Source organism: Solibaculum intestinale (genome assembly GCF_040096205.1).
GTDB classification, from domain to species: domain Bacteria; phylum Bacillota; class Clostridia; order Oscillospirales; family Acutalibacteraceae; genus Solibaculum_A; species Solibaculum_A intestinale.
On record NZ_JBBMFD010000003.1, the window covers coordinates 42170 to 65682 of the forward strand.

The 23513-nt window shown below is 55.1% G+C and carries 22 protein-coding genes; 12 read left to right on the plus strand and 10 right to left on the minus strand.

Features of this window, described 5'->3' with window-relative positions; genetic code table 11:
* Positions 1 to 193 precede the first annotated feature (193 nt).
* The 4 genes from WMO26_RS03150 (at position 194) to fucO (ending at position 4393) form a co-directional block, all read left to right on the plus strand.
* Positions 194 to 1039, plus strand: a complete 846-nt coding sequence (locus WMO26_RS03150; protein WP_349218085.1) for a sugar phosphate isomerase/epimerase family protein — start codon at positions 194 to 196, stop codon at positions 1037 to 1039.
* Positions 1040 to 1294: 255 nt separating this feature from the next.
* Positions 1295 to 1789, plus strand: coding sequence for an RNA polymerase sigma factor (locus WMO26_RS03155; RefSeq protein ID WP_349218086.1), 495 nt, complete (start codon positions 1295 to 1297; stop codon positions 1787 to 1789).
* Positions 1789 to 3072, plus strand: a complete 1284-nt coding sequence (locus WMO26_RS03160) for an anti sigma factor C-terminal domain-containing protein (RefSeq protein ID WP_349218087.1) — start codon at positions 1789 to 1791, stop codon at positions 3070 to 3072. Before WMO26_RS03155 ends, WMO26_RS03160 begins: the two co-directional genes overlap by 1 nt.
* 169 nt (positions 3073 to 3241) lie before the next feature.
* A complete protein-coding gene (fucO, locus tag WMO26_RS03165; protein ID WP_349218088.1) occupies positions 3242 to 4393 on the plus strand; it encodes a lactaldehyde reductase in 1152 nt (383 codons plus the stop codon).
* Between the two features lie 81 nt (positions 4394 to 4474).
* On the opposite strand, the gene WMO26_RS03170 is transcribed toward fucO, so the two are convergent.
* On the minus strand, positions 4475 to 4729 hold the full coding sequence (locus tag WMO26_RS03170) for a hypothetical protein (RefSeq protein ID WP_349218089.1): 255 nt from the start codon (positions 4727 to 4729) through the stop codon (positions 4475 to 4477).
* Between the two features lie 378 nt (positions 4730 to 5107).
* Here WMO26_RS03170 and WMO26_RS03175 point away from each other — a divergent pair, with 378 nt between their 5' ends.
* The 8 genes from WMO26_RS03175 (at position 5108) to WMO26_RS03210 (ending at position 14086) form a co-directional block, all read left to right on the plus strand.
* Positions 5108 to 5545, plus strand: coding sequence for a prepilin-type N-terminal cleavage/methylation domain-containing protein (locus WMO26_RS03175; protein ID WP_349218090.1), 438 nt, complete (start codon positions 5108 to 5110; stop codon positions 5543 to 5545).
* 114 nt (positions 5546 to 5659) lie between these two features.
* A complete protein-coding gene (locus tag WMO26_RS03180; RefSeq protein WP_349218091.1) occupies positions 5660 to 7300 on the plus strand; it encodes a hypothetical protein in 1641 nt (546 codons plus the stop codon).
* The gene (locus WMO26_RS03185) at positions 7297 to 7905 is read left to right on the plus strand and encodes a hypothetical protein (RefSeq protein WP_349218092.1); all 609 of its coding nucleotides are present in this window, start codon (positions 7297 to 7299) and stop codon (positions 7903 to 7905) included. Before WMO26_RS03180 ends, WMO26_RS03185 begins: the two co-directional genes overlap by 4 nt.
* Positions 7906 to 7907: 2 nt before the next feature.
* Complete coding sequence (locus tag WMO26_RS03190) at positions 7908 to 8678, plus strand: prepilin peptidase (RefSeq protein WP_349218093.1); 771 nt, start codon at positions 7908 to 7910, stop codon at positions 8676 to 8678.
* A 33-nt stretch (positions 8679 to 8711) separates the two neighbouring features.
* Positions 8712 to 10382 (plus strand): GspE/PulE family protein, encoded by a 1671-nt coding sequence (locus WMO26_RS03195; RefSeq protein ID WP_349218094.1) that lies wholly within the window; start codon positions 8712 to 8714, stop codon positions 10380 to 10382.
* Between the two features lie 33 nt (positions 10383 to 10415).
* Complete coding sequence (locus tag WMO26_RS03200; RefSeq protein WP_349218095.1) at positions 10416 to 11504, plus strand: type IV pilus twitching motility protein PilT; 1089 nt, start codon at positions 10416 to 10418, stop codon at positions 11502 to 11504.
* A 40-nt stretch (positions 11505 to 11544) separates the two neighbouring features.
* Positions 11545 to 12780, plus strand: a complete 1236-nt coding sequence (locus WMO26_RS03205) for a type II secretion system F family protein (protein WP_349218096.1) — start codon at positions 11545 to 11547, stop codon at positions 12778 to 12780.
* Positions 12781 to 12805: 25 nt separating this feature from the next.
* Positions 12806 to 14086, plus strand: a complete 1281-nt coding sequence (locus WMO26_RS03210) for an HD domain-containing phosphohydrolase (protein WP_349218097.1) — start codon at positions 12806 to 12808, stop codon at positions 14084 to 14086.
* 174 nt (positions 14087 to 14260) lie between these two features.
* On the opposite strand, the gene mgsA is transcribed toward WMO26_RS03210, so the two are convergent.
* From mgsA to mnmG, 9 genes are all read right to left on the minus strand, one after another.
* A complete protein-coding gene (mgsA, locus tag WMO26_RS03215; protein ID WP_349218098.1) occupies positions 14261 to 14668 on the minus strand; it encodes a methylglyoxal synthase in 408 nt (135 codons plus the stop codon).
* A gap of 41 nt (positions 14669 to 14709) precedes the next feature.
* Entirely contained in the window at positions 14710 to 15504 is a 795-nt protein-coding gene (locus WMO26_RS03220; protein ID WP_349218099.1) for a nucleotide-binding protein, read from the minus strand.
* 199 nt (positions 15505 to 15703) lie between these two features.
* On the minus strand, positions 15704 to 16021 hold the full coding sequence (locus WMO26_RS03225) for a hypothetical protein (RefSeq protein WP_349218100.1): 318 nt from the start codon (positions 16019 to 16021) through the stop codon (positions 15704 to 15706).
* Between the two features lie 63 nt (positions 16022 to 16084).
* A complete protein-coding gene (gene serS / locus WMO26_RS03230; protein WP_349218101.1) occupies positions 16085 to 17356 on the minus strand; it encodes a serine--tRNA ligase in 1272 nt (423 codons plus the stop codon).
* A 25-nt stretch (positions 17357 to 17381) separates the two neighbouring features.
* Positions 17382 to 18248 carry a ParB/RepB/Spo0J family partition protein gene (locus tag WMO26_RS03235; protein ID WP_349218102.1) on the minus strand — a complete coding sequence of 289 codons (867 nt, stop codon included), beginning with the start codon at positions 18246 to 18248 and terminating at the stop codon, positions 17382 to 17384.
* Between the two features lie 4 nt (positions 18249 to 18252).
* The gene (locus WMO26_RS03240; protein ID WP_349218103.1) at positions 18253 to 19023 is read right to left on the minus strand and encodes a ParA family protein; all 771 of its coding nucleotides are present in this window, start codon (positions 19021 to 19023) and stop codon (positions 18253 to 18255) included.
* 378 nt (positions 19024 to 19401) lie between these two features.
* The gene (locus WMO26_RS03245; protein WP_349218104.1) at positions 19402 to 20253 is read right to left on the minus strand and encodes a ParB/RepB/Spo0J family partition protein; all 852 of its coding nucleotides are present in this window, start codon (positions 20251 to 20253) and stop codon (positions 19402 to 19404) included.
* Between the two features lie 394 nt (positions 20254 to 20647).
* Positions 20648 to 21361 (minus strand): 16S rRNA (guanine(527)-N(7))-methyltransferase RsmG, encoded by a 714-nt coding sequence (gene rsmG / locus WMO26_RS03250; protein WP_349218105.1) that lies wholly within the window; start codon positions 21359 to 21361, stop codon positions 20648 to 20650.
* Positions 21345 to 23237 carry a tRNA uridine-5-carboxymethylaminomethyl(34) synthesis enzyme MnmG gene (mnmG, locus tag WMO26_RS03255; protein ID WP_349218106.1) on the minus strand — a complete coding sequence of 631 codons (1893 nt, stop codon included), beginning with the start codon at positions 23235 to 23237 and terminating at the stop codon, positions 21345 to 21347. Before mnmG ends, rsmG begins: the two co-directional genes overlap by 17 nt.
* Between the last annotated feature and the right edge of the window lie 276 nt (positions 23238 to 23513).

Genomic DNA, 23513 nt, shown 5'->3' on the forward strand with positions numbered 1-23513 from the left:
AATTCGCCCCATTTCTCCCGTCTTTTTGTTTTGATTGCGGTCAGCCGCCTTTTCCGACCGGTTGAGCCTTTGGGGAAGTTGCCGCGATTCCCTTGACCCAACCGCCTTTTTTGCGGTAGAATATGAATATCGGAACGCATTTCTTTGTCCGCCGATATGCGGGCAAATTCATTGAATTTTGGAGGTCGTCAACATGAAAATAGGCGTCAGAGCGCACGACTACGGCTGCCATACCCCCAAGGAGCTGGCCCGGATTCTCAAGGAAGCCGGGTTCGAATGCCTGCAGCTGGCCCTCAACAAGGCCCTGACCGGTATGCAGCCGGTGCCCGGGCAGTTAAACCCCGGCCTTTGCTACGACATCCGCCGCGCCTTCGAGCGGGAGGATTTGCAGATCGCGGTGGTGGGCTGTTACATTGAACCGTCCCTTTCCGACCCCGAAGAACGGGAGCGCCAGTTGGCCCGGTACCTGGAGTGCCTCGCCTACTGCCGGCAGCTGGGCAGCTTCGTGGTGGCCACGGAGACCACCTGCTATTCGGGCAGCCTGGAGGGGCGGATGAAGCAGTTCGACATTCTCACCGACAGTGTCTGCCGTCTGGCCGAGCAGGCGGAGAAGTTCGGCGTTTTCGCGGCGGTAGAGCCGGTGCATGTGCACACTATGAATTCCCCGGAGCTGACCTATGAGCTCATCCGCCGGGTGGCCTCCCCCAACCTGAAGATCATCTACGATCCGGTCAACCTCCTCACCCCGGAGAACATCTCCCGGCAGGAGCAGGTGATGGATGCCTGCTTCGACGCGTTCGGCGACCGGATCGTGGGCATTCACGCCAAGGACGTGGTGATTGAGGATGGGCAGTTTAAACCCATTGTAATTGGAGAAGGTCTTGTCAACGTTCAGTATTATCTCAACTGGCTGGCCATTCACAAGCCGGGCATTTCGGTGCTGCGCGAAGAGGCCAACCCCGCCACCGGCCACAAGGACATTGCGAACCTGCGCCGGATGATCGACCTGGCTGAGGCAAACGCGCCGGTTAAGCTCTAACCGATAGTTTGCCCTGTTTTGCACGCGGTCACACAAACGCCGCCGGAGAAAGATCTTTCTCCGGCGGCGTTTTTTTGGTACGGGTAAACGGACGCATTTCGCTTGGACGTAGGACGGGAATTCCTTATAAAGTCCCTGCTTTTATGGACGGTGCAAAACAGAAGGAGACGGCCGTTCACATTCTGATTTTTTACGCTGGTTTTCGTCACAATCGGACGGCAGATTCGTTTGGTAGATGGAGAGAGGAGGGAGGCCATGGAGAAGGAGGACTTGGAGGATGTATACGAACGGTATTACACGGAGGTGTATCTGTACGCCCTATCCCTTTGCCGAAACCGGACGGATGCGGAGGATCTAACGGGAGAATCCTTTTTAAGAGCGTTGATCTGCTTAGAGAAGAGTGGAGGAAGCATAAAATTTTGGCTGATGAAAGTCTGCCGCAACCTGTGGCTGGACCGGTTGCGAAAAGAGCGGCGGCTCACCTCCCTTCTTGATGAGGAGATAGAGCGGCTGCCGGACAGTCAGGACCTGTTGGGGGAACTGGTAGAAAACGAACGAAATCGACAGCTTTACGACGCGGTTCTAAGGTTGCCACCCGGATATCGAGAACCTGTGATTCTCTTTTATTATGGGGGCTTGCCCACAAGGGACGTGGCGAAGGTGCTTGGAATTACAGATACTGCAGTACGCACCCGACTTTACCGGGCACGGATGTATCTCGGCAAACAATTGGAAAAGGAGGATTTGTAATGAGTTTCAGAGAGATATTTGAGCGCTATCTGAAAAATGAGGCAACTGCGGAGGAAATCACCCTTGTAGAGGATGAGTTGGAACGAGCGCAGGTGCTGAATGACTACTTTCTGGATAAAGCAGATGAGGCCACTTCGCTACAGCTGAAAATTCCCGAAGAAACGATAAAAAGGGAAACCAAAAAGATAAAAAAGAAAATTAATAAGAAGTTTCGTCGGACGGTCTTGAAAGTACTTGCATCCATTCTTGGGCTGGTGCTTTGCACTATCCTCATCATATCCCCGATTCTTGACGCCTGTTTTTATAGTCCTTATGCGCCAAGCGAATACCAAAACGACAAGGGAGAAAACTATACCATAAATGATACCAATCTATTTAGTGAAAATTTACGTGCCCTGTCGGAACTTCTTCTTCCTGGTATCGATGGTATTTATGCAGAGAACGTCAAGAAAATCGGCGCATCTTACTATTCTATGCAAATAAGTCAATATTTTTTTGATGATTCTTCCAATATTTTTGATGCCTCTCTCTTCTTGGACCAATTTTCGTCGCTCAGTTCTTTCAACCGCTATCCCAGTAGAGGAACCCGCTATATGCTTTCGGATGGGAGTTGGAACCAAGAAAAGATCGTCTACTATACTCTGAGCGAAAGATATCCGTATGACGGCGCCCATAACCCGGACCCACATGCCGTCGATTTTGAGACGGTTCCCGATTTACCTGCTACTGCCCAGCTCACCGGCTATCTCACCTTTCGAGAACCTCTGAGTATGGATGCACTGATGGACAAAATGATTCAGTATAATTCTACAGAGCACAATGTAACCTTTCAATGGATCGAAGTCGTCACCAGTGATCCGACGTTACGCCTGGGTGAACCAAGAGCATATTCCTACACCAATTTCGGCTTTACGTATCAAAAGTTCCGCGTGTATTCCCTTATCAATGCTGATGCAGGGCCTCAGTATTTTTCAATGGGATCTCCATGGCCTCTGTACTATGAAGACGGTCCAATATTGATGGATTTTCACAGTGGTGAGGCTATGGAGCACCATTTTACATCTTTGCTCAATCAAATGATCGAAAACCCCGAATTTTGCAACGTGTTTACCGGCGGAACGGCAAAGTTTCAAGAGGCGCTTTCCTATGTGCAGCAAAACGGTATAAAATCACCCTGTGTTTTAATTACCGCCTCCAGAGACGACGTTCTCGCCCTGCGCGATGACCCGGATGTGGACCGGTTTGCCATCGACAATGTAACCCTTTCCGAATATTCCAAATAGTTTTTCGTCTTGCGGATGCTTCCTCACAATTAGTACACAAATTTGATACAAAAATGAAATCGAAATTTTAGGTTTCTGCCATTGTTAAAAAAATAATTATGCGGTATACTGACGACAGTGGTTTGATAATTAAATAACAATACCAAACATACAGGAGGTAACCACAGTCATGGCAAACAGAATCATTCTCAACGAAACGTCCTATTTCGGCGCGGGCGCCATCTCCGTCATCGCGGACGAGGCGAAGAAGCGCGGCTACAAGAAGGCCCTCGTTGTGACCGACAAGAGCCTGATGAAGTTTGAAGTCGCCACCAAGGTGCTCAAGGTGCTCGACGACGCCGGTCTTGCCTATGAAGTGTTCGACGACTGTAAGCCCAACCCCACCATCCAGAACGTACAGGATGGCGTGGCTGCCTGCAAGAAGGCGGGTGCGGATTACCTGGTTGCCATCGGCGGCGGTTCCTCCATGGACACCGCGAAGGCCATCGGCATCATCATGAATAACCCGGAGCATGCCGACGTCAGAAGCCTGGAAGGCGCAGTTGACACCAAGAACAAGTGCATGCCGATCATCGCTGTCCCCACCACTGCCGGTACTGCCGCGGAGGTCACCATCAACTACGTCATCACCGACGTGGAGAAGAGCCGCAAGTTCGTCTGCGTCGACCCGCATGACATTCCGCTGGTCGCCGTCATTGATTCGGATATGATGTCCAGCATGCCCAAGGGCCTGACGGCCGCCACCGGTATGGACGCGCTGACCCACGCCATCGAAGGTTACATCACCAAGGGTGCCTGGGAAATGACCGACATGTTCCACCTCAAGGCCATCGAGCTGATCTCCCGCTCGCTGCGCAAGGCCTGCGAGAACGACCCGCAGGGCAGAGAAGACATGGCTCTGGGCCAGTACATCGCCGGCATGGGCTTCTCCAATGTGGGTCTTGGCATCGTTCACTCCATGGCGCACCCGCTGGGCGCTGTGTATGACACCCCTCACGGCGTAGCCAACGCCATCATCCTGCCCACTGTTATGGAGTATAACGCCGAAGCGACCGGTGAGAAGTACCGCGACATCGCTAAGGCTATGGGCGTTCCCGGAACGGAGAACATGACTCAGGAAGAGTACCGCAAGGCCGCCATCGACGCGGTCAAGAAGCTCTCTGAGGATGTGGGAATTCCGAAGAAGGTTTCCGAGGTCGGCGTGAAGGAAGAGGACATCCCGATGCTCGCGCAGCAGGCTATGGACGATGCCTGCCGTCCCGGCAACCCGAAGGATCCGACCAAGGAAGACATTATCGCGCTTTATAAATCCATGATGTAATCATCGGTTTTGTTGCTCATCAAAAAGCAAGGACCTGGAGTCCAAATGGACTCCAGGTCCTTTTTGTTTGCTACTGCAGAATTACAGGCCGTTAATGAATCCAATCTCGTGCTTGTGCAGGGCGGTGACTACCTTGCGGATGCGCATTTTGACTTCGTCGCCGGTCTTCGGCGTCTGGATATACTGGATAATCCGTTCCTTCCCTTCCCGGGGCAGCTTTCCGAACTCGGACATGGCGTCCATGTCCAGGGCCAGCTCCATCCCCAGCCCCAGGGGCATATCCGGTGTATTGTCCGGGTGGCGGGTTCCTTCTCCTACAAAGGGGTTTTGCTCCATACCGATTCCTCCTTTTTTAAGACGGGATTAGTATTTGTGCATACGCCCGCAGCTATGCATTCTCTGGGCAAATATTAAAAAATCTTGAGGTTATTCAGCATATTTATTCAGGGGGGACATAGAATTAGGTAACCAGATTACCTGTTTTTTCTATTACGTCAATTCAGGTAAAAATGCAGCAGATTTTCATCAAAAATCGTCGATTTTCGTCTTTTTTTCCTTGACTTTTGTTTCAGAAAAGTGTATGATTTTATTAACAAATTAGACGTATTTTCGGTAAATAATGGATATTATTTTCTATTTTTGCGGTCTGTTGGTACGCTATACTTACAGGAGAGGAGCGCGTACTGCAAATATAAACTGAAAAGGAGCCAGATCATGAAGTTATTTCTCAAAAAGCGCGGCAAGAAAGGCTTTACCCTGGTAGAACTGGTCATCGTCATCGCCATCCTGGCCATCCTGGCGGCTGTCGCCATCCCCACTGTCATCGGCGTCATCAGCAGCGCCAACGAAAGCACCGACGCGGCTAACGCCCGCGCCATCGAAGCGGCGGTCAAGCTGTACGTGGCCGACCAGGAAAAGAAGGGCAATGAAATCACGGATTTTGCCACTCTCACGGCCGATCAGTACAAGACAGCGCTCAACGACTCCGGCATTACCTCTATGGAAATCAAACAAGGCGGCAAGGAGTTCTATTTCAACACCACCACCGAACGCTGCACCGTGGAAGACGCGAATACCCTTACCGGCACTGCCGTAACGGATTTTGCAAGCATCAAATTCGGCGCCGGCGGAAGTACGACTTCCTCCACCTAAGTCAAATCCAGTTTCTCATACAACAAAAGCCCGATTACATCGGGCTTTTGTTGTATGGCTCCCTATTCGAACTCCCTCCCTGTTCCATTTGGTGAAACGAGGTGAACCATCGTCTTGAGAATCCTGCTAATTGAACTGACCCAAAAATACCTGCGCCTGATGGAGGGAACCACCGGCCTCGGAAAATTCAAGCTGACCCAGTCCGGGGTCTTTTATCTTCCCGAGCAGCTGCGCAAGGAGGGCCTGTTCGCGGACATTTCCATCCTGGTCCATTTTATCCACGACTGCATTGCCGAGCAACATTTCCACAAATTCCGGGCAGTCCTTGTTTTAGAGGATGAAATCGTCGTCTCCAAAGAATTCATGCATCAGACTCCCAAGAAAAAAGCCGCCGAATCTCTTCACGCGCTGGCAACTCTGGAAGCGGAATCGGTATTTCACGGCAACCCCACTGAGATGACGGTGGAAACCTACCGCTACGGCGACCGGGACTTTTTGGGCGGCGAACATAAAAGCGTTCTCTACTCCATCCCTACCCGCCTGTGCAACCGGCTTTCCCACGAACTCTCCACAAAAGGCATTCATCTGATCAAGATCACCCCCAAGGCCCATGCTTTTATACAGGCGGTTTCCACGGCCTGCAAAAAGCCGGACTTTCTGCACCAGCTAAAGCCGGGCGCAACGGCTTTCCTGGACTTCAGTACCACGAAAACCACTCTCGCGATTTTCGAAAACGGCACGCCGGTGTACGAGCGCGAGTTTCTTGGAATATATAAGGACATTGTGGATAATCTGCGGCGCACCCTGCGCGTCACGCGGGACATTGCCCTGGATCTTCTGACAAAAAACGGATTCCAGGCGGAAAACCCGGAATACGAGGCCTATCCGGACGCGTACCGCCGCATCTGCCTGGTGATCGATACGCTGATGGACGAAATCATGCGTTCCATCCGTATCGTGCTCTCCTCCCAAAGGCTGGAGCTGGGGCAGATTGTGGTTTCCGGAAAGCTTTCCTCTTTCCCCCACCTGGACGGGTACATCGCCCACTCCACTGAAATTCCTTGCACCTCCATCGGCTCCCTGGCCGGATTTCTGACACCGGAATTTACCATTGATCCCCACTTGGACAGCGGGGCCGGCCTGGCGGCGGACTGTTTCGCCACGGCGGGCGCTGTCTATGAAACCAAAGGCAACGACGTAAACTTCTTGCGCGGCTCCATGGAGCACCAACGCAACCTTGCCTTCAATACCATCGCCTTTTCGGCCATTTCCCTGGTGACGCTGCTGCTCTTTTGTATTGAGCCCATCCTTCACGGAGTGGTGCAGGGACAGGTGGAGCAGGACAACCGCACGCTGGCCACCCTCCCCTATGTGCAGACCCAGAAGAAGCTCGACGAGATCGAGCGGCTGGGCCGCCAAATTGCCGCCTGCGAAAAGGATAAGCAAACCCTGCCCTTCCATCAGTCGTCGGCCAACGAGGCGGTGACCAAGCTGCTGGGCCAGTTTTCCGCCAAGTCCACCATCACCAGCTTTCATCTCAACAACCAGCAGGGCACCATCGCCCTCTATTTTGAGACTCCCACCTTCAACGATTACATTACCTTAAAGGATGAGGTATATCAAAACAATGAATTCGACATCGCCATCCCCTTCTCCTGTACGGTAAACGACAAAACCGGGGCCGCCACCTGCCAGGTCACACTGGCCATTGTGGATTTCGTCCCCTATGAGGCGGCGGGAGGTGGCAAGTCATGAAGAAGTCGAAGCTTCTTTCTCCGTTTATCATTTTCTTCCTGATTTACGCCGCCGTCTGCGCGCTGTACATCAATTTTGCCTTTCTTCCCCTGCTTGACCAGACGGCCGAGCTGACCGCCCAGCACCAAACCCTCCAGCAGAAGATCGCCGATCTGGACCGCCAGATGCAGGACGCAAAAGGGCTAGACCGAAAAATCGAGGATTTGAAAAATCAGCTGGTGGAAAAAATGGGGCAAAACGTGATCGTCAGCGGCATCATGGTCAGCAACGACGTTTACGACGCGGTAGAGGCCTACGGCATCACCCTCAAGAGCATCCACGTGGGGACGCCTTCCCCCACCAAGGTGGCGTCCAGCATGGAGAACGGCGACGTGATGCATTCCCTGCCCATTCAGGTTACCTTCTCGGCCAGCTACGACGAGGCGGTGGGGTTTCTGCGGTATTTTGAAAACCATGAGGACGGGGCTTATTACGTCCAGTCCTTTGAAGCGGCGGCGGAGAAAAACCAGGAAAATTCCACCGGAGAGCATAATTTCAGCCTTTCTCTGTCCCTGTACTATTTTGCGCCGGACACCTCCTCCAGCGCCCCTGGGGGCTCCAAGTAACCATGAGGACGGATGCGGTCACGATGGGGCTTATATGCGCGGGGCTGGCGGCTTTTGGCGTTGGCTTGGGCCTTCTCCTCGCCCCGCTTTTCGACCGGATTCCGGCCAGGTGGCTGTGCGATTACGGGGAAGCGCCGGGGGATGAACTGCTCTCCTTCCCCCGGCTTCCCAGGAAACGGTACGGGTTTTTGTTCGCCCTGCTTCTGGGCGCTTCTTATCCCCTTTTGTTTTTGCAGTACGGATTTTCCCCGCCGGGCGCATTCTTTTTCTTTGGGGCGGCCCTGCCGGTTTTGCTTTTGCTGGCGGCGGCGGACGCGAAATATACCATCCTGCCCGACCAGCTGACGGGGCTTCTCGCCCTGCTGGGCGTATTCTACGGCATCGCCGGCGGCGTGTACATGGCTTTGACCGGGCCCTTTACGGTACTCGGCTGCCTTTCACCCCTGTTTGGAGCGCTGGCGGCGGGCGGCGCGCCGGCGATTTTGCTGGTGGTCGGGGCTCTTTTGTTCAAGCGGGAAATCATGGGCTTTGGCGACGTGAAGCTGCTGGCGGCCATCGGACTTTTCTGCGGTCTGAAAGGAAGCGTGCTGGTTTTGCTCTTGACGGTGCTCCTTTCCGGGCTGACCTTTGCGCTGCTGATGGCGGCGGGCCGTCTTAAACGGGGCGACATGCGCCCGCTGGGGCCCTTTATCGCGGCTGCGGCGTTCGCATATTTGCTTTTCTCTCCTCAGCTTCACGCTCTCGCGGACCTTTACCTGTCCCTGTTTTCCTAAATTCGACTTCTTTGACTTTCGGGGGAGGATACAATGAAATATACAACCATGAAACTGGGTCAGATCCTGGTCAATTCCGGCGTTCTCTCCCAACAGACGCTGGAAAAAGCCCTGTCCGAACAAAAGGGCACCACCAAGCGCCTGGGCGAAATTCTCATTGAGAATAAGCACATCACCGAGCGCCAGCTTATTGATTCCCTCTCCCATCAGCTGGACATTCCCTATCTGGACCTGGATGGGGTGACGGTGGACGAGACCATCGCCGCCATCATTCCGGAAACCATGGCCCGCATCAACAGCCTGATCCCGGTCAGGCTGGAGGGAAATGTCCTCACGGTAGCCATCGCCGACCCTCTCGACTACAACGTCATCCGCAACGTAGAAGTGTACACCGGGCATATGGTCAACGTAGTGATTGCGGAGAAAAAGAAAATCCTCGATCAGATCCATCAGGCCTATACCTCCCAAAAAGCCTTCGACGCGGCCAGGGAGCTGAGCAAGGACGCAGAGGAGGATGAATTGGAGGAGCTTCCCGAGGAGTCGGACGAGCCGATCATCCGCTTTGTCAACAATATGATCGACCAGGCGGTCATCCTCAAAGCCAGCGACATCCACATCGAACCCCAGGAAAAGGCGCTGCGCATCCGCTTTCGCATCGACGGCAAGCTGACCGTTTACATGGAAACTGGGGCGGACCTGATCGCGCCGGTGGTTTCCCGCATCAAGTTCATCAGCAACATGAACATTGCGGAAAAGCGAGTGCCTCAGGACGGACGCATTTCTTATAAAAGCGCGGGCAAGGACGTGGACCTGCGTATTTCCGTTTTGCCGTCGGTCTTTGGAGAAAAGGTGGTCATCCGGATCACCACCGCCCTGGGGCTGGAGATGACCAAGGAGGGCATCGGTTTTCTGCCGGAGAACTTGGAAAAGTTCAACTCCCTCATCAAAAATCCCCACGGGATTATTTTGGTCTGCGGGCCCACCGGTTCGGGCAAAACCACCACCCTGTATACGGCGCTGCGGGAAATCAAACGGGAGGACATCAACATCGTCACCGTGGAAAACCCGGTGGAAATGATTATCGAAGGCATCACGCAGGTGGAGGTCAACGCCAAAGCGGGGCTTACCTTCGCGGCGGCCTTGCGCTCCATTCTGCGCCAGGACCCGGACGTGGTCATGGTAGGGGAAATCCGGGACCCGGAAACGGCGGAAATCGCCATTTCCGCCGCCATCACCGGCCATTTGGTGTTTTCCACGCTCCACACCTTCGACGCGCCCAGCGCCATCATCCGCCTGCTGGACATGGGAGTGGTTCCCTATATGGTCTCTTCCTCGGTGGCGGGAGTCATTTCCCAGCGGCTGGTGCGCAAGCTTTGCCCCGTCTGCAAAGAAGCCTACGAGGCAATGGAAAGCGACCGCAAGCTTCTGGGGCTTTCCGAGGGGCAAACCGTTACCCTTTACCAGCCGGCCGGGTGTGAGAAGTGCCATTTTACCGGCTACCAGGGCCGCACGGCGGTGCACGAAGTGATGATGATCAATCACGGGATCCGCCATATCATCAACCAAAGCAAAGGCGCGGATGAAATCCGCGAGGAGGCCCTGAAAGGCGGCATGCAGACGCTGGAGGACAATGTGCGGCGGCTGGTGCTCGAAGGGAATACCTCCATATCCGAATACGTGGAGCTGCTGTCCTTCAACGCGTAAGGAAGGCGGTATCCAAAAAAGCGAGGTCGTTTCATGCGGGAATACTTTGAAACCTTGGTGCGGCAGGGCGTTTTTGGCCGCGCTTCCGACATCCATTTGTCCGCCGGGAATCCGCCCGCCTACCGCATCGACGGGGTGGTGGAGCCTGTTTCGGGGGAACCGGTCCTGACCCACGAGGCGGTGGAGCAGATGATGGCCGAATGCATGCCGAAGGACAAATACGAGGAATACCGGAAAACCGGCGACGCCGACTGCGCCCTGCAGATTGAGGGGTGCGGGCGGTTTCGTGTAAACCTATTCCGCCAGATCCGGGGCGCCTGCATCGTCATGCGTATCGTCAACGAAGCCATTCCAAAGATGGAGGACCTGGGGCTTCCTTCCTCCCTGCAGCGGATTCTGGACTTAAAGGACGGCCTGGTGCTTGTGACTGGCCCCACTGGGAGCGGCAAGTCCACCACCCTGGCCGCCATCATCCACGAGCTCAACAAATCCCGGTCTTCTCACATCATCACCATTGAGGACCCGGTTGAATACGTTCATCAGCCCATCCGGTGCTTGGTCAACCAGCGGGAAGTGGGGAGCGACTCGGTGAGCTACGAAAAGGCCCTGCGCGCCACCCTGCGGGAGGACCCGGACATCATCCTGGTGGGCGAAATGCGGGACCTGGAATCCATGCGCGCCGCCATCACCGCGGCGGAAACTGGCCATCTGGTTTTCTCCACCCTGCACACCATCGGCGCGGCCAACACCATCAACCGGCTTTTGGATGTGTTTCCCCCCGAACAGCAGCAGCAAATCCGCATGCAGCTTTCCACTGCGCTCAAAGCGGTCATCTCCCAGCGGCTTCTGCCGCGGGCGGGCGGAAAAGGGCGCATCGGCGCTTTCGAGGTCATGTTCGTCAACTCCGCCATCTCCAACCTGATCCGGGAAAACAAGGTGGCTAACATCAACCAGATGATCGAGACCGGGCGAAACGATGGGATGATTACTCTGGACAAATACATTGCCGAGCTGTTGCAGGCGGGAAGCATTACTCCCGAAACGGCTCAGGAGTACAGCCCCATCCCTTTGAAAAGCCATCCCCAGCCGGGCGGCGGCACCTCCCGGCGGTATGACTTTTAACCGATCTTTCGCACCCTAAGCCTGAATGGAGGGAGTTTTCTTGACCTATACGTATACGGCTGCCGGCGCGAACGGCAAACCGGTGACCGGCGAGCTGTCCGCCGCCGACAAGGCGGCCGCCATCGCCCGGCTCAAAGAACGGGACCTGATTCCCATTTCCCTGACCGCCAAGGACAGGGGGAATGCGGGCAACGAGAGCATCTGGGAGAAGGAACTGTTCGAAGGGGATATTTATAAGGCAAAGATCAAGAAAAAACGCATCATGGTCATGGCCCATCAGATGGCCATCATGATGCGTTCCGGCGTTTCCCTGTCGCTGGCTATGGAAGTGCTCATCGACGGGGAAAAGGACAAAAAATTCAAGAAGATTCTCAAGGAAATCGATGAGAACCTGTATCTTGGCGTGCCCATCTCGGAATCCATGGGGAGGTTTTCCGCCTTTTCCAGCGTAGTAGTGAGTTTGGTGGCGGTGGGCGAAGTCAACGGCCGGCTGGACGAAGCTTTCGAAAGCGTGGCGCTGATTTTGGAGAAGGAAGTGACGCTTTCTTCCAAAATCCGGGGCGCGCTGGTGTATCCCGGCTTTCTTCTCTTTTTGACGCTGCTGCTCCTTATTGTGATGAACGTCATGGTGGTCCCCAATTTCAAAACCCTTTTTGAGAGCTTTCACGCCGAGCTTCCGATGATTACCCAGGTGGTCATGGGGGTTTCCGATTTCATCATGTATCAATGGTACTACATTGTAGGCGTGGTGGTGGTGCTCTTGCTTACTTACACACTGCTCAAGCGGTTCTCCCCAGCCTTCTGCATGGGGGTGGACGCGGCGAAATTCAAGGTGCCGGTGATCGGGAAGCTGCTGCTGCAGTCTTATCTGGCGCGGTTTTGCCGGGTCATGTCCACCCTAGTGAGCGCCGGTGTGGAAATCGTCAATTCCCTGGAAATTTCCCGGGACGTGCTCCCCAACCGCAAACTCAAAAAGCACATCACCGACATTGTTGCGGATGTGAAACTGGGCATCCCCATCCACCAGTCCATGCAGAAATCTCCCCTTTTTGAACCGCTGATCGTTTCCATGTTCCGAGTGGGCGAAGAATCGGGTATGCTCAGCGATACCATCAGCAAGCTGGCTGAACTCTATGAATCAAAAACCGACGATACCACCAAGCAGCTAACTGCCATGATGGAGCCGGCCATGACCATCCTGATCGCGGTGATCGTGGGCACGGTGGTGATCTCGATTGTGGTACCCATGTTTGGAATTTACAGCGTGATCGGATGACCGAAAGACAAAAGGGGGATCGCCAATGAACGAATATACCTTAAGCGATGGGCTGCGCGCCGTCCAAAGGGCCTTCGATCTGGTGGATCCGCGCCTAAAGGGCCATGGGGAGCAGGCCGCCTTTTTGATGTGGCGGCTGCTCGACCGAATGGGCTGCTCCCGGGCGCGGATGGTTTCACTGACCACGGCGGCCCTTTTTCACGACATGGGCGCTTACAAAACGGACGCCGACCATTCCCTTTCGGAGTTTGAACTTCTCCACACTGCAAGCCACTGTGTCTACGGTTATCTCTACGCCCGGTTTTATTCCCCGTTTCCTTCTTTTGCTCCGGTGATTCTCTATCATCACATGGGATACTTATACAAACGGTATATTGATCCCAGCTTTTTAACCGATTCCCTGCTTCTGAACCTGTCCGACCGGATCTCCTTTGTGTTTCTCACCCAGCAAAACCCAGATTTCTCCTTTCTGGGGGCCTTGTCGGGCATTGAGTTTGACCCGAAGCATGTGGCCGCCTTCCTGGAGGCGGACCGGGAGGAAGGGCTGCTGCAGGCCTTGAAAGACGGCAGCTATCACGAAAAGCTGCACGCTTTCTGGCGGGAAACCACCCTGTCCCGCTCAGAGGTCATGAATTATGCGCAGATGCTGATGTATTCCATTGACTTTCGCAGCGAACAGACGGTTACCCACTCCATTTCGGTCATGAGCCTGAGCAAGCTCTTGTGCGGTCTGTTGGGGCTCGACCATGTGGACACCTCCATCGTGACGGCTTCCGCCATGCTCCATGATATAGGGAAAATCACCACGCCGGTGCAGATTCTCGAAAAGAAAGGGCCGCTGACCGAAGAGGAAATGGCCATTATGAAAAGACATGCCAGCGCTACCTACGAGATTCTTACGGAACTGGGCTTTGATAACATTGCGCTCATTGCCTCTTCTCACCACGAGAAGCTGGATGGATCCGGATACCCCAGAGGGCTCAAGGGGGATGAGATTCCCTTCTATTCCCGCGTTTTGGCGGTAGCGGACATTTTAAGTGCGCTCATCGGCGAACGCAGCTACAAAGGTCCCATGCCCAAAGGCCAGGTGACCGCCATTCTGGGTGCAATGGCCAACCGCAACCAGCTCGACCCTATCGTCACTTCGGTGGCGCTGGAGCATTATGACGAGCTGATTACCTTTTCCGCGGAAGACTGTGCCCAGACCATGGAGGACTATCTTTCCATCAAGTCGGAGTACCTCCGGCTGATGCAGCAGTTTGAAGCCATCGAGGAAGCGCAGCGGGAGGCTCCTATTCCCGTATAACCGAGGAGGCAGCGATTATGCTTTTCCTCTCTGTGGGTATGGAATTCTTCCTCGGCCGCACAAAAAAAGAGACAGGCTTTCTTTGAAAGCCTGTCTCTTTTTTTTGCCGATTTTTACTGAAACCGGCAAAAACCATTAACCAATTCGGATTCTATAACTACGATTCTCCAAAACTCAGTATCGTTTTGGATTGACAATGTTGCGCCAATCCAGATCGCCACGTTCCAAACCGTGAATGAGAACCTCTGCCGTGGCAATGTTGGTCGCCAGGGGAATGTTGTGCATATCGCACAGCCGCAGCAGGTTCATCTCATTGGGCTCATGGGGCTTGGGCGTGAGCGGGTCCCGGAAAAACAGCAGCAGGTCGATTTCATTGTACGAGATGCGGGAAGCAATCTGCTGGTCGCCTCCTTGCGATCCGCTCAGAAATTTCTGGATGGACAAACCCGTCGCCTCCGAAACCATCTTTCCCGTTGTGCCGGTGGCACACAGGGAATGGCGGCTCAAAATGCCGCAATATGCAATACAAAACTGCACCATGAGTTCTTTTTTGGAATCGTGTGCAATCAAAGCAATATTCATACTTCTTCTCCCTTCAGATAACTGCTCTTTCCTTCTGCTCCCTACTTTTCGACCACCAGCGGCACCTCTTGGCCCATCAGCCTCCTTGCCAGCCGCTCCATAGCCTTGGCCGCCGGAGATCCGCCTCCCAGCGGCTCCCCGTTCGCCGCATACCGCTGCACCTGCTCGTCCTCCGGGACGACGCCGATCAGCTGTAGCCCAACCGCATCAATCACCGCGTCCAAATCCTCCACCAGGCCCAGTTTCAATGTCCCGGGCCGGTAACGGTTGATGACCAGACGGCGGTCCGCGATCCCTTCTTGCTGCAAAAGGCGCGCCACCCGTTCCCCGCTGCGCATACAAACAGGATCGGGCGTAATCACCACAAGAGCGCGGCCAGCAGCCGCGGCGGCAATCTGAAATCCCTTTCCGATACCGGCCGGCGCGTCGATGAACAGGTAGTCATAATAGTTGGCAAGTCCCCTGCAAAGGCGGCGCATGTCGTCCGGCGCGGCCAGCGCCTGCAGCGATTGGGGCGCCGGCATCAGCGCAAGTCCTTCACAGCGTTCAATCTCCCGGATGGCGCGTACCGGTTCGCAGTTGCCCGCCAGCACGTCCCCCAGGTCGAAAACCGCATCGTTCACGGCGCCTAGCATCAGATCCAAGCTCCGAAGCCCTGCGTCTGCATCCAACAACAGGACTTTGTTCCCGGCTCTCGCCAACGCAGCCGCGCATCCGGCTGAAACTGAGGATTTCCCCGTTCCTCCTTTTCCGGAAGTCACTACAATGACCTCACCCATCCGCGCTCGTTCTCTCCTTTTCTCCTTCCGAAATGGGACGGAAGGATTCCCTCGCATTGGATAAGCTGTACGAAATCTTCTTATTTGAGAAAAAAAGAAAAAATCGTATGCTTTTCCAAATAGACGCCGTTAAAATATAGTATAAGTATACAAAATTCATTGTAACACAGAAGCGATGAGAAGTCAAAATTCAATCCATTTCCATATTACCTAAAATTTTTGACTATATTTGTATACTTTGTCCGAACATGGTGCCTTACGCCGCCGGCCCCTGCACAAGAAACATGATGATTACTACCACCAGCAGGGCCGCCATTACCGACAGAAAGGCCAGCAGCTTATAGATCTTTTGAAGCAACCCGTACAGCTTGGATAGATCGGCGTTTTCCAGGCCGGCCAGTTCCTTCTGCTTTTGCTCCACACGCTTACGGCGGATTTGCGCCTTCTTGATCTCCGAGGGCGTGGTCAGCTCCTCTTCCTTAGGCGCAAGCCCCTGCTTTTCCCGCACGATTTCCTCGTAGCATTCCATACAGACCTCGCCGTGAAGCTCTTCGATCCAGATGGGACCGGGCAATATACCAATCTCTTCTCCGCACCGCACGCATTTCTTTAAAATCAGAATCACCCGCCTTCGGCGTTACTTGATTACGTCCACTCCCATATAGGGACGCAGCACCTCCGGTACGGTCACCGACCCGTCCCCGTTCTGGAAGTTTTCCAGGATGGCAGCCACCGTACGCCCGATAGCCACGCCGGAACCGTTGAGAGTATGCACCAGCTGGGCCTTTTCCTTGGGGCTGTTCTTATACCGGATGGCTGCCCGGCGTGCCTGGAAATCCTCAAAGTTCGAACAGGAGGAAATCTCCACGTACCGGCCGTAGGAAGGCATCCAGACTTCGATGTCATAGGTTTTCGCGGAAGAAAAGCCTACGTCCCCAGTGGAGAGGACCACCACCCGGTAGGGAAGTCCCAGAAGCTGGAGCACCCGCTCGGCGTCGTTGGTCAGGCTTTCCAGCTCCTGATAGCTGTCTTCGGGCTTGACGAATTTCACCAGCTCCACCTTATTGAACTGGTGCTGGCGGATGAGGCCCCGGGTATCCCGACCGGCGGACCCGGCTTCCGCCCGGAAGCACGCGGAATAGGCGCAATACTTCATGGGTAGCTTCGCGCCGTCGAGAATGTCCCCCCGGTACATGTTGGTCACCGGGACTTCGGCAGTGGGAATCATAAAGTAGTCCACATTGGCCAGACGGAAGGCATCCTCTTCAAACTTGGGCAGCTGGCCGGTGCCGGTCATGGACGCCCGGTTGACCATAAAGGGTGGAAACACTTCCTGGTACCCATGGGCGGTGTGGGTGTTGAGAAAGAAATTAATGATAGACCGCTCCAGCCGGGCGCCTAATCCCTTATAGAAATGAAACCGGGCGCCGGTTACCTTTGCGGCGGTTTCCGGGTCGAGAATGTCCAGGTCCGCCCCAATGTCCCAATGGGGCTTTGGCTCATAATCAAACTTGGTGGGTTCGCCCCAGCGGCGCACCTCCACATTTTCGCTGTCGTCCTTGCCAACGGGGACGCTTTCGTGGGGCATGTTGGGAAAGCCCAGCAGCAGGTCGGTCTGTGCCTTTTCCAGCGCAGAAAGCTTCGCGTCGCATTCCTTGACCTGCTCGGACAGGGCCTTCATTTCCGCCATGATAGCGGAAACGTCGCCGCCCTCTTTTTTGATCTTCGGAATCTGCTTGGAGGCGGCGTTCTGCTGGGCCTTCATGCCGTCTGCCTTCGCCAGGATTTCCCGGCGCTCGGCGTCGATTTTCAGAACCTCATCCACCGCCGCGTCCATATCCTTGTTGCGGGTCTTCATAGCCTGCTTGACCCGGTCCGGGTCGCTGCGAATCAAACGAATATCAAACATGACGAATCACTCTCTCCTTATCGTTTTACAGCTCTTTTCCACCGGCGATCGCGTTGGCGAGAGTCTGCAGATCTTCCTTGGAATAAAACTCGATCTCTATTCTTCCCTTCTTGGGGCCCTCATAAACGGTGACCCTTCTGCCCAAATGCTCGGTCAGCGCCAGCTGCGCCTCGTCATACAAAGGGTCGCGGGACCGGGAAGAAGCGCCGCCCGGCGCCTTTTTTGCCTTGCCTGAGGCCTTTGCACGCCGTTCCAGCTCCCGCACCGAGATGCCTTTATGCACCGCCAGCTCCGCCGCCTCCTGTAGCGCTTCCTCATCCTGGAAAGAAAGCAGGGTCCGCGCATGGCCAGGAGACAAGAAGCCCTCCCGCACATACTGACGCACGTTATCAGGAAGCCCCAGCAGCCGCACGGCGTTGGCAATGGCGGGACGGGATTTTCCCACCCGCTTGGCCACTTCCTCCTGTGTCATCTGGTGCTGCTCCATCAGCGCCTTGTACCCCTCCGCCTCTTCCATAGCATTGAGGTCCTCCCGCTGCAGGTTTTCAATCAGCGCAAGCTCCATCATCTCAGCATCGGTCATCTCCCGGATGACCACCGGCACCTCGGTAAGCCCGGCGATTCGGGAAGCACGCCAGCGGCGTTCTCCCGCCACCAGCTGGTACCCGCCGCCCGCCATGGGCCGCACCAGAAGCGGCTGGATTACCCCGTGCTCGGCAATGGAGTCGGCCAGTTCCTGCAAGGCATCCTCGTCAAACTCCTTACGGGGCTGATCCCGGTTGGGTTCGATCTCACTTAAGGGAAGTTTCACCGTTTTCCCCTGCTCTTCGGTGGCGTTGTCCACAAAGAGCGCGTCCAGGCCTTTGCCAAGGCCTCCTTTTCGCGCCGCCATGTTCTCACCCTCTCTTTGCAAACATTTCAAATTCCTGAGCCAGCTCGGCGTAGGCAGTGGCTCCTTTGGAGCCCTTGTCAAAATACTGAATGGGCTGGCCGAAGCTGGGCGCTTCCGACAGCCGCACGTTACGTGGAATGACAGTCGAATAGACCTTGCGGGGGAAAAACCGCTTAACCTCCTCCACTACTTGCTGCGTCAGGTTGAGCCGCCCGTCGTACATGGTCAGCAGCACCCCTTCGATCTCGATATGAGGGTTATAGAGCCTTTTGACCTGCCGGACGGTGGCCATCAGTTGGCTTAACCCCTCCAGCGCATAAAATTCACACTGGATGGGAACCATCAGGCTGTCCGACGCGCATAGGGCGTTGAGGGTAATGATACCCAGCGAGGGAGGGCAGTCGATAAAAATATAGTCATACTCTTCCAGCACCGGGGCTAAGCCGGTTTTCAACCGGGATTCCCGGTGTTCCATGTCCACCAGCTCGATTTCCGCCCCGGCCAGTCCAATGTTGGATGGAAGCACCCAAACCTGGTCGAACTCGGTCTTCAGGATGGTTTCCCTGGCGGTTGCGGAACCGGTGAGCAGGTCGTAGCTGGAAGTTTTGACTCCCCTCTTATTGATCCCTAAGCCGCTGGTGGAGTTTCCCTGGGGATCAATGTCCACAAGCAGCGTCTTTTTGCCGCGAAGGCCCAGCGCTGCCGCCAGATTGACCGCCGTGGTGGTTTTCCCCACACCGCCTTTCTGGTTGACAATGGAAATGATTCGCGCCATTTGGTTTCCCCCTTTGTTGGTTGTGCCTCAAAACCGGTTGAAAAGCGCTGTTTGCTATGCAAACAGCGCGTGTCCATTGCGTTTTCAGCGAAAATTTCCGGCACAAAATCGGCCTGTCTTTCTCATTTTTGCGCCGAACTTATCCGTTTTCTTTGGGTTCGTTTTTATTTTACCACAACTCTCCCATAAAAAAAAGCCATTTTCGTGAATGGCAGGATTTTTCCCGCATTTTTCTTATAAAGTTTGCCGACTTCTATTTTGCTTTGTTTCACATGAAACAAGAAGGGACCACAAAGCTGTGGTCCCTTCTTGTTCTGTGGTGAAACTTTGTATATTAAAGGAACGCAGGGGGGAAGCGCCCTTTAATAACCGAAATGATTAAATGGCCTTTTTTGTTTCATGTGAAACACCAGAAAAACTCCGGGTCGTGGTCATTTTTGGAATCCGTACGGTTACCTCGATGTACTGATCCGTTTCCTGTTTCTTGGTCTGGGCGTTAATCCCGGAACTTCGCATGGTGTCCACCGCATGGGTGATGGTGTTGACGAAAAGACGAATGTCTTTGACAATCGGTGTAAAGGAACGCTTGTCCTCTGCTTTTGGCGAGAGAATCCCGTCAATCAGCCGCTCCGCATCCGCCACCTTGAGCCTTCGATGGATGATTTGGTCGAGCACCTCTTCCCTCTGCCCTACCTCCGGCAGCCGCAAAAGAGCCCGGGCATGACGTTCGGTCAGGCCGGCCTTCAGGATGCGTTCCCGCAGCATCGGCTGAAGCCGCAGCAGACGAAGCTTGTTAGCCAGGGCGGACTGGGATTTTCCCAGACGGGCGGCGGCGGCCTCCTGGGAGATTTCCCATTCTTCAATGAGTGCGGCAATGGCTTCCGCCTCTTCAAAAAAATTCAGGTCCTGGCGCTGCAAATTTTCCAAAAGCGACAGCACGGCTGCCCGCTCGTCGTCCGCATGTACCTCGATGCAGGGAACCTTGGAGAGACCCGCCAGCTTAGCAGCCCGCAGTCTTCGTTCCCCGGCGATCAGCTGATAGCCGCCGCTGCGGGAACGCCGTACGGTCAACGGCTGGATGATTCCGTTTGTACGAATGGATTCCGCCAAGCCCCGCAGTTCTTCTTCGTCAAAGCTGCGGCGGGGCTGCCAGGGGCATGGCTGGATTTTCGAAACCTCCAGCTGCCACACCTTTCCCTGTGCGCCCAATGGTTTGGTCGCGGTAAACATGTTTTTTCACCTCCGGCACAAAGGGTTTTGCTCTTCCTGCCGGAATGAAACAGGTCTGAAAATACGTCCCTCTCAACCGGCAGATTTATTCTACCACAGTTTGGGATTAATTTCCAGACCTTTTTGTAATATATTTTCCAAATTTTTGATTTTTGTTCGACGGGATTCTCTTTTCTTTGCGGTTTTTTCTTTTGCCTCTTTTCAAGCAATAATTTCGATTCTTATGCATATATCGAATTTCTCGGCAGGCAGTCGCGTCGTTTGTGCTATCTGAACCTTCTCACGTCTTGCCTCATAAGGGTGTGGACACCCGGCCATCGGCCACCAGTCAAAGCGATTTGTAAAAGGTGCATTTGCAGAGAGGCGCCAGGCAAACCGCATCCGTCTGTTCCTTTTATAAGGGGGCCTTTTGGATTTTCGCCGCCGTTCTGGGATATTTCTGCGGCGTTTCCCCCTTCTTTCCAATCAAAAGGATGGTCCGCTTGCTGCCGTCAGACAAGGTAAAGTCCCTCTTTCCTTCCAGCACGCCGTTGAGCTCGTGGATGGCCTTGGCTGCACCCACCGCCTCTTCCCCGGCTTCCGGCCCTTTCATTGCGGCAAACCTGCCTCCTGGCTTGCCATAAGGAAGGCACCACTCACACAGCACGTTCAGCGGCGCCACCGCCCGCGCGGTAACTAGATCGAATTGGTCCCGCAGCTGTGGCCTGCGGCCCCCGTCCTCAGCCCGCAGGTGAACCAAATCGGCGTCCAGCCCCAGCCCGGTTTTCAACGCATCCAGGAAAATAAGACGCTTGTTGAGACTGTCCAGCAAGGTCAGTTTCAAGTCCGGGCGGACAATTTTCAGCACCATTCCGGGAAATCCCGCTCCGGTGCCCACGTCGATCACAGAGGCGCTCCTAGGGAGATCCACTGCCGCCAGCAGGGTCAGGCTGTCTGCAAAGTGCCGCACCGCCACGCCTTCCGGCTCCTTTATGGCGGTCAGGTTCATACGGGTGTTCCAGTCCAGCAATATCGACGCGTATTCCTCCAGCTGATCGAGCATGGGAGCGGTCAATGTCAGCTTCCAGGCTGCCGCATCCCGTTCTACTATTTCACGAATGATTCCCATGATTCTCTCCTCCCTTCCCGGCCAGCCAAATCAGCAGCACCGACACATCCGCCGGGCTGACTCCCGAAATCCGGGAGGCCTGTCCCACCGAACGGGGCCTGATCTTGTTGAGTTTCTCCTGAGCCTCCAACCGCAAGCCGGTAATGGTGCGGTAATCCAAATCCGGCGGCAGTTTTTTTCCTTCCAGCCGGCGCATCTCTTCGATCTGCGCTTTTTGTCGTTTGATATACCCCTCGTATTTCACCTCGACCTCACAAATTTCAAAAATTTCGCCGGGCAGGTTCGGCCGCTCTCGATCCACCGGCTCCAACACCGTATAGTTCAACTGAGGGCGGCGAAGCAGATCGGACAGACGGGTGCCGGTAACCACCGGCGATGTTTCATGTGAAACAAGCAGGGCGTTGAGCTCTTCGCTGGGCGGAAGAATGGTGTTCGTTATTCGTTTGAGCTCCTGCGCCTTTTTCTCCTGTTTATCCAAGAATTTGGCCCATCGCCGGTCGGAAATCAGTCCGATTTCTCGCCCTAGCGGCGTTAATCGCTCATCCGCATTGTCCTGCCGCAGCACCAGACGGTATTCCGACCGGGAGGTCATCATCCGGTAGGGATCGGAGCAGCCCTTGGTGACCAAATCGTCAATGAGGGTGCCGATATAAGAGGAGGCCCGGTCCAGCAGAAACGGCGGTTTTCCCTGCACCCGCCGGGCGGCGTTGACGCCGGCGATCAGCCCTTGGGCCGCCGCTTCCTCATAGCCGGAAGATCCGTTGAACTGCCCGGCTCCAAAGAGGCCCGGCCATTTCTTGCATTCCAGGGTGGCGTCCAGCTGCTGGGGATCGCAGCAATCGTATTCAATGGCATAGGCGGTGCGCATGATCTGCACCTGTTCCAGCCCCGGAATGGTACGCAAAAATTGCAGCTGTACCTCCTCCGGCAGGGACGAGGACATCCCCTGCAAATAAAGCTCCTCTGTTTCCAGCCCGCAGGGCTCAATAAACAGCTGATGCCGCTCCTTGTCCGCAAACCGGACGATTTTATCCTCGATGGAGGGACAGTAGCGAGGCCCCACCCCCTCAATTTTCCCGGAATAGAGGGGAGAACGGTGCAGATTTTCCAGGATCACCTGCTTGGTCCTCTCATTGGTCCAGCTGATGTGGCAAACTGCCCGGTTGGGTCCCGGCCGTTGGGTCTCAAACGAGAAGGGGGTTACCGGGTCATCCCCTTCCTGAACTTCCAATTTATTCAAGTCCACACTGCCCCGGTGAACCCGGGCAGGCGTCCCGGTCTTGAACCGGCGCATGGAAAGGCCCAACCGGCGCATGGCGTCGCTCAGCCTGGTGGCGGCAAACATGCCGTCCGGTCCGCCCTCGTAGCTGACCTCGCCCACATAGATCCGGCCGCCCAGAAACGTGCCGGTGGCCAGAATCACCGTCTTGGCGGAATAGACCGCGCCTAAGCGGGTGACTACTTCCCAGCCTCCTTCTTTAGGGCGCAGGTCCACCAGCTCTGCCTGGCGCAAATCCAAATTTTCCTGCTGTTCCAGGGTCTTCTTCATCCGGCCCGCGTAAGCGCGCCGGTCAATCTGGGCACGCAGGCTGTGAACCGCCGGACCCTTTCCCCGGTTGAGCATCCGGCTTTGAATGAAGCACTCGTCCGCCGCCTTCCCCATCTCGCCGCCCAGCGCGTCGATTTCCCTTACCAGATGGCCCTTTGCCGTTCCCCCGATGGAGGGATTGCAGGGAAGGTTCCCCACCCAGTCCAGATTGATGGTGAAAACAGCAGTCTTCACGCCCAAGCGCGCAGCCGCCAGCCCCGCTTCAATTCCCGCATGGCCAGCGCCCACCACCACTACATCATAGCTCTCTGCACGATATTCCTGCATGGATTTTCTTCTCCGTTCCGCCGCAGGGCCCCCCGCGGCCGTCGTCCTGATCAAAAAGGAGGGAATTTGTCCCATCCCATTTCCTAACGTTATATTTTAGCACATCTGCCTGCCCGCCCGCAACTATGCCAAACGGTCTTCCTGCGTCCCTTTCTTTTCCCTAGGCAAAGAGTTCCTCCTGAAGGCAATAACGCGGCGATTCCCAGGCGGGGCCGTTGCCGGATCCTCGTATTTCCTTCCGACCGAAATGGCCCGGTTTCCCTTATAAGCGCAGAG

Excerpts from the sequence above, each read along its gene's own strand:
- WMO26_RS03160 (WP_349218087.1), top strand. The coding sequence starts at position 1,789 with ATGAGTTTCAGAGAGATATTTGAGCGCTATCTGAAAAATGAGGCAACT.
- WMO26_RS03150 (WP_349218085.1), top strand. The coding sequence starts at position 194 with ATGAAAATAGGCGTCAGAGCGCACGACTACGGCTGCCATACCCCCAAG.
- mgsA (WP_349218098.1), bottom strand. The coding sequence starts at position 14,668 with ATGAATATTGCTTTGATTGCACACGATTCCAAAAAAGAACTCATGGTG.
- WMO26_RS03170 (WP_349218089.1), bottom strand. The coding sequence starts at position 4,729 with ATGGAGCAAAACCCCTTTGTAGGAGAAGGAACCCGCCACCCGGACAAT.
- WMO26_RS03210 (WP_349218097.1), top strand. The coding sequence starts at position 12,806 with ATGAACGAATATACCTTAAGCGATGGGCTGCGCGCCGTCCAAAGGGCC.
- rsmG (WP_349218105.1), bottom strand. The coding sequence starts at position 21,361 with ATGGGAATCATTCGTGAAATAGTAGAACGGGATGCGGCAGCCTGGAAG.
- WMO26_RS03200 (WP_349218095.1), top strand. The coding sequence starts at position 10,416 with ATGCGGGAATACTTTGAAACCTTGGTGCGGCAGGGCGTTTTTGGCCGC.
- WMO26_RS03195 (WP_349218094.1), top strand. The coding sequence starts at position 8,712 with ATGAAATATACAACCATGAAACTGGGTCAGATCCTGGTCAATTCCGGC.
- WMO26_RS03155 (WP_349218086.1), top strand. The coding sequence starts at position 1,295 with ATGGAGAAGGAGGACTTGGAGGATGTATACGAACGGTATTACACGGAG.
- fucO (WP_349218088.1), top strand. The coding sequence starts at position 3,242 with ATGGCAAACAGAATCATTCTCAACGAAACGTCCTATTTCGGCGCGGGC.
- WMO26_RS03190 (WP_349218093.1), top strand. The coding sequence starts at position 7,908 with ATGAGGACGGATGCGGTCACGATGGGGCTTATATGCGCGGGGCTGGCG.
- WMO26_RS03245 (WP_349218104.1), bottom strand. The coding sequence starts at position 20,253 with ATGTTTACCGCGACCAAACCATTGGGCGCACAGGGAAAGGTGTGGCAG.
- WMO26_RS03235 (WP_349218102.1), bottom strand. The coding sequence starts at position 18,248 with ATGGCGGCGCGAAAAGGAGGCCTTGGCAAAGGCCTGGACGCGCTCTTT.
- mnmG (WP_349218106.1), bottom strand. The coding sequence starts at position 23,237 with ATGCAGGAATATCGTGCAGAGAGCTATGATGTAGTGGTGGTGGGCGCT.
- serS (WP_349218101.1), bottom strand. The coding sequence starts at position 17,356 with ATGTTTGATATTCGTTTGATTCGCAGCGACCCGGACCGGGTCAAGCAG.
- WMO26_RS03185 (WP_349218092.1), top strand. The coding sequence starts at position 7,297 with ATGAAGAAGTCGAAGCTTCTTTCTCCGTTTATCATTTTCTTCCTGATT.
- WMO26_RS03220 (WP_349218099.1), bottom strand. The coding sequence starts at position 15,504 with ATGCGAGGGAATCCTTCCGTCCCATTTCGGAAGGAGAAAAGGAGAGAA.
- WMO26_RS03175 (WP_349218090.1), top strand. The coding sequence starts at position 5,108 with ATGAAGTTATTTCTCAAAAAGCGCGGCAAGAAAGGCTTTACCCTGGTA.
- WMO26_RS03240 (WP_349218103.1), bottom strand. The coding sequence starts at position 19,023 with ATGGCGCGAATCATTTCCATTGTCAACCAGAAAGGCGGTGTGGGGAAA.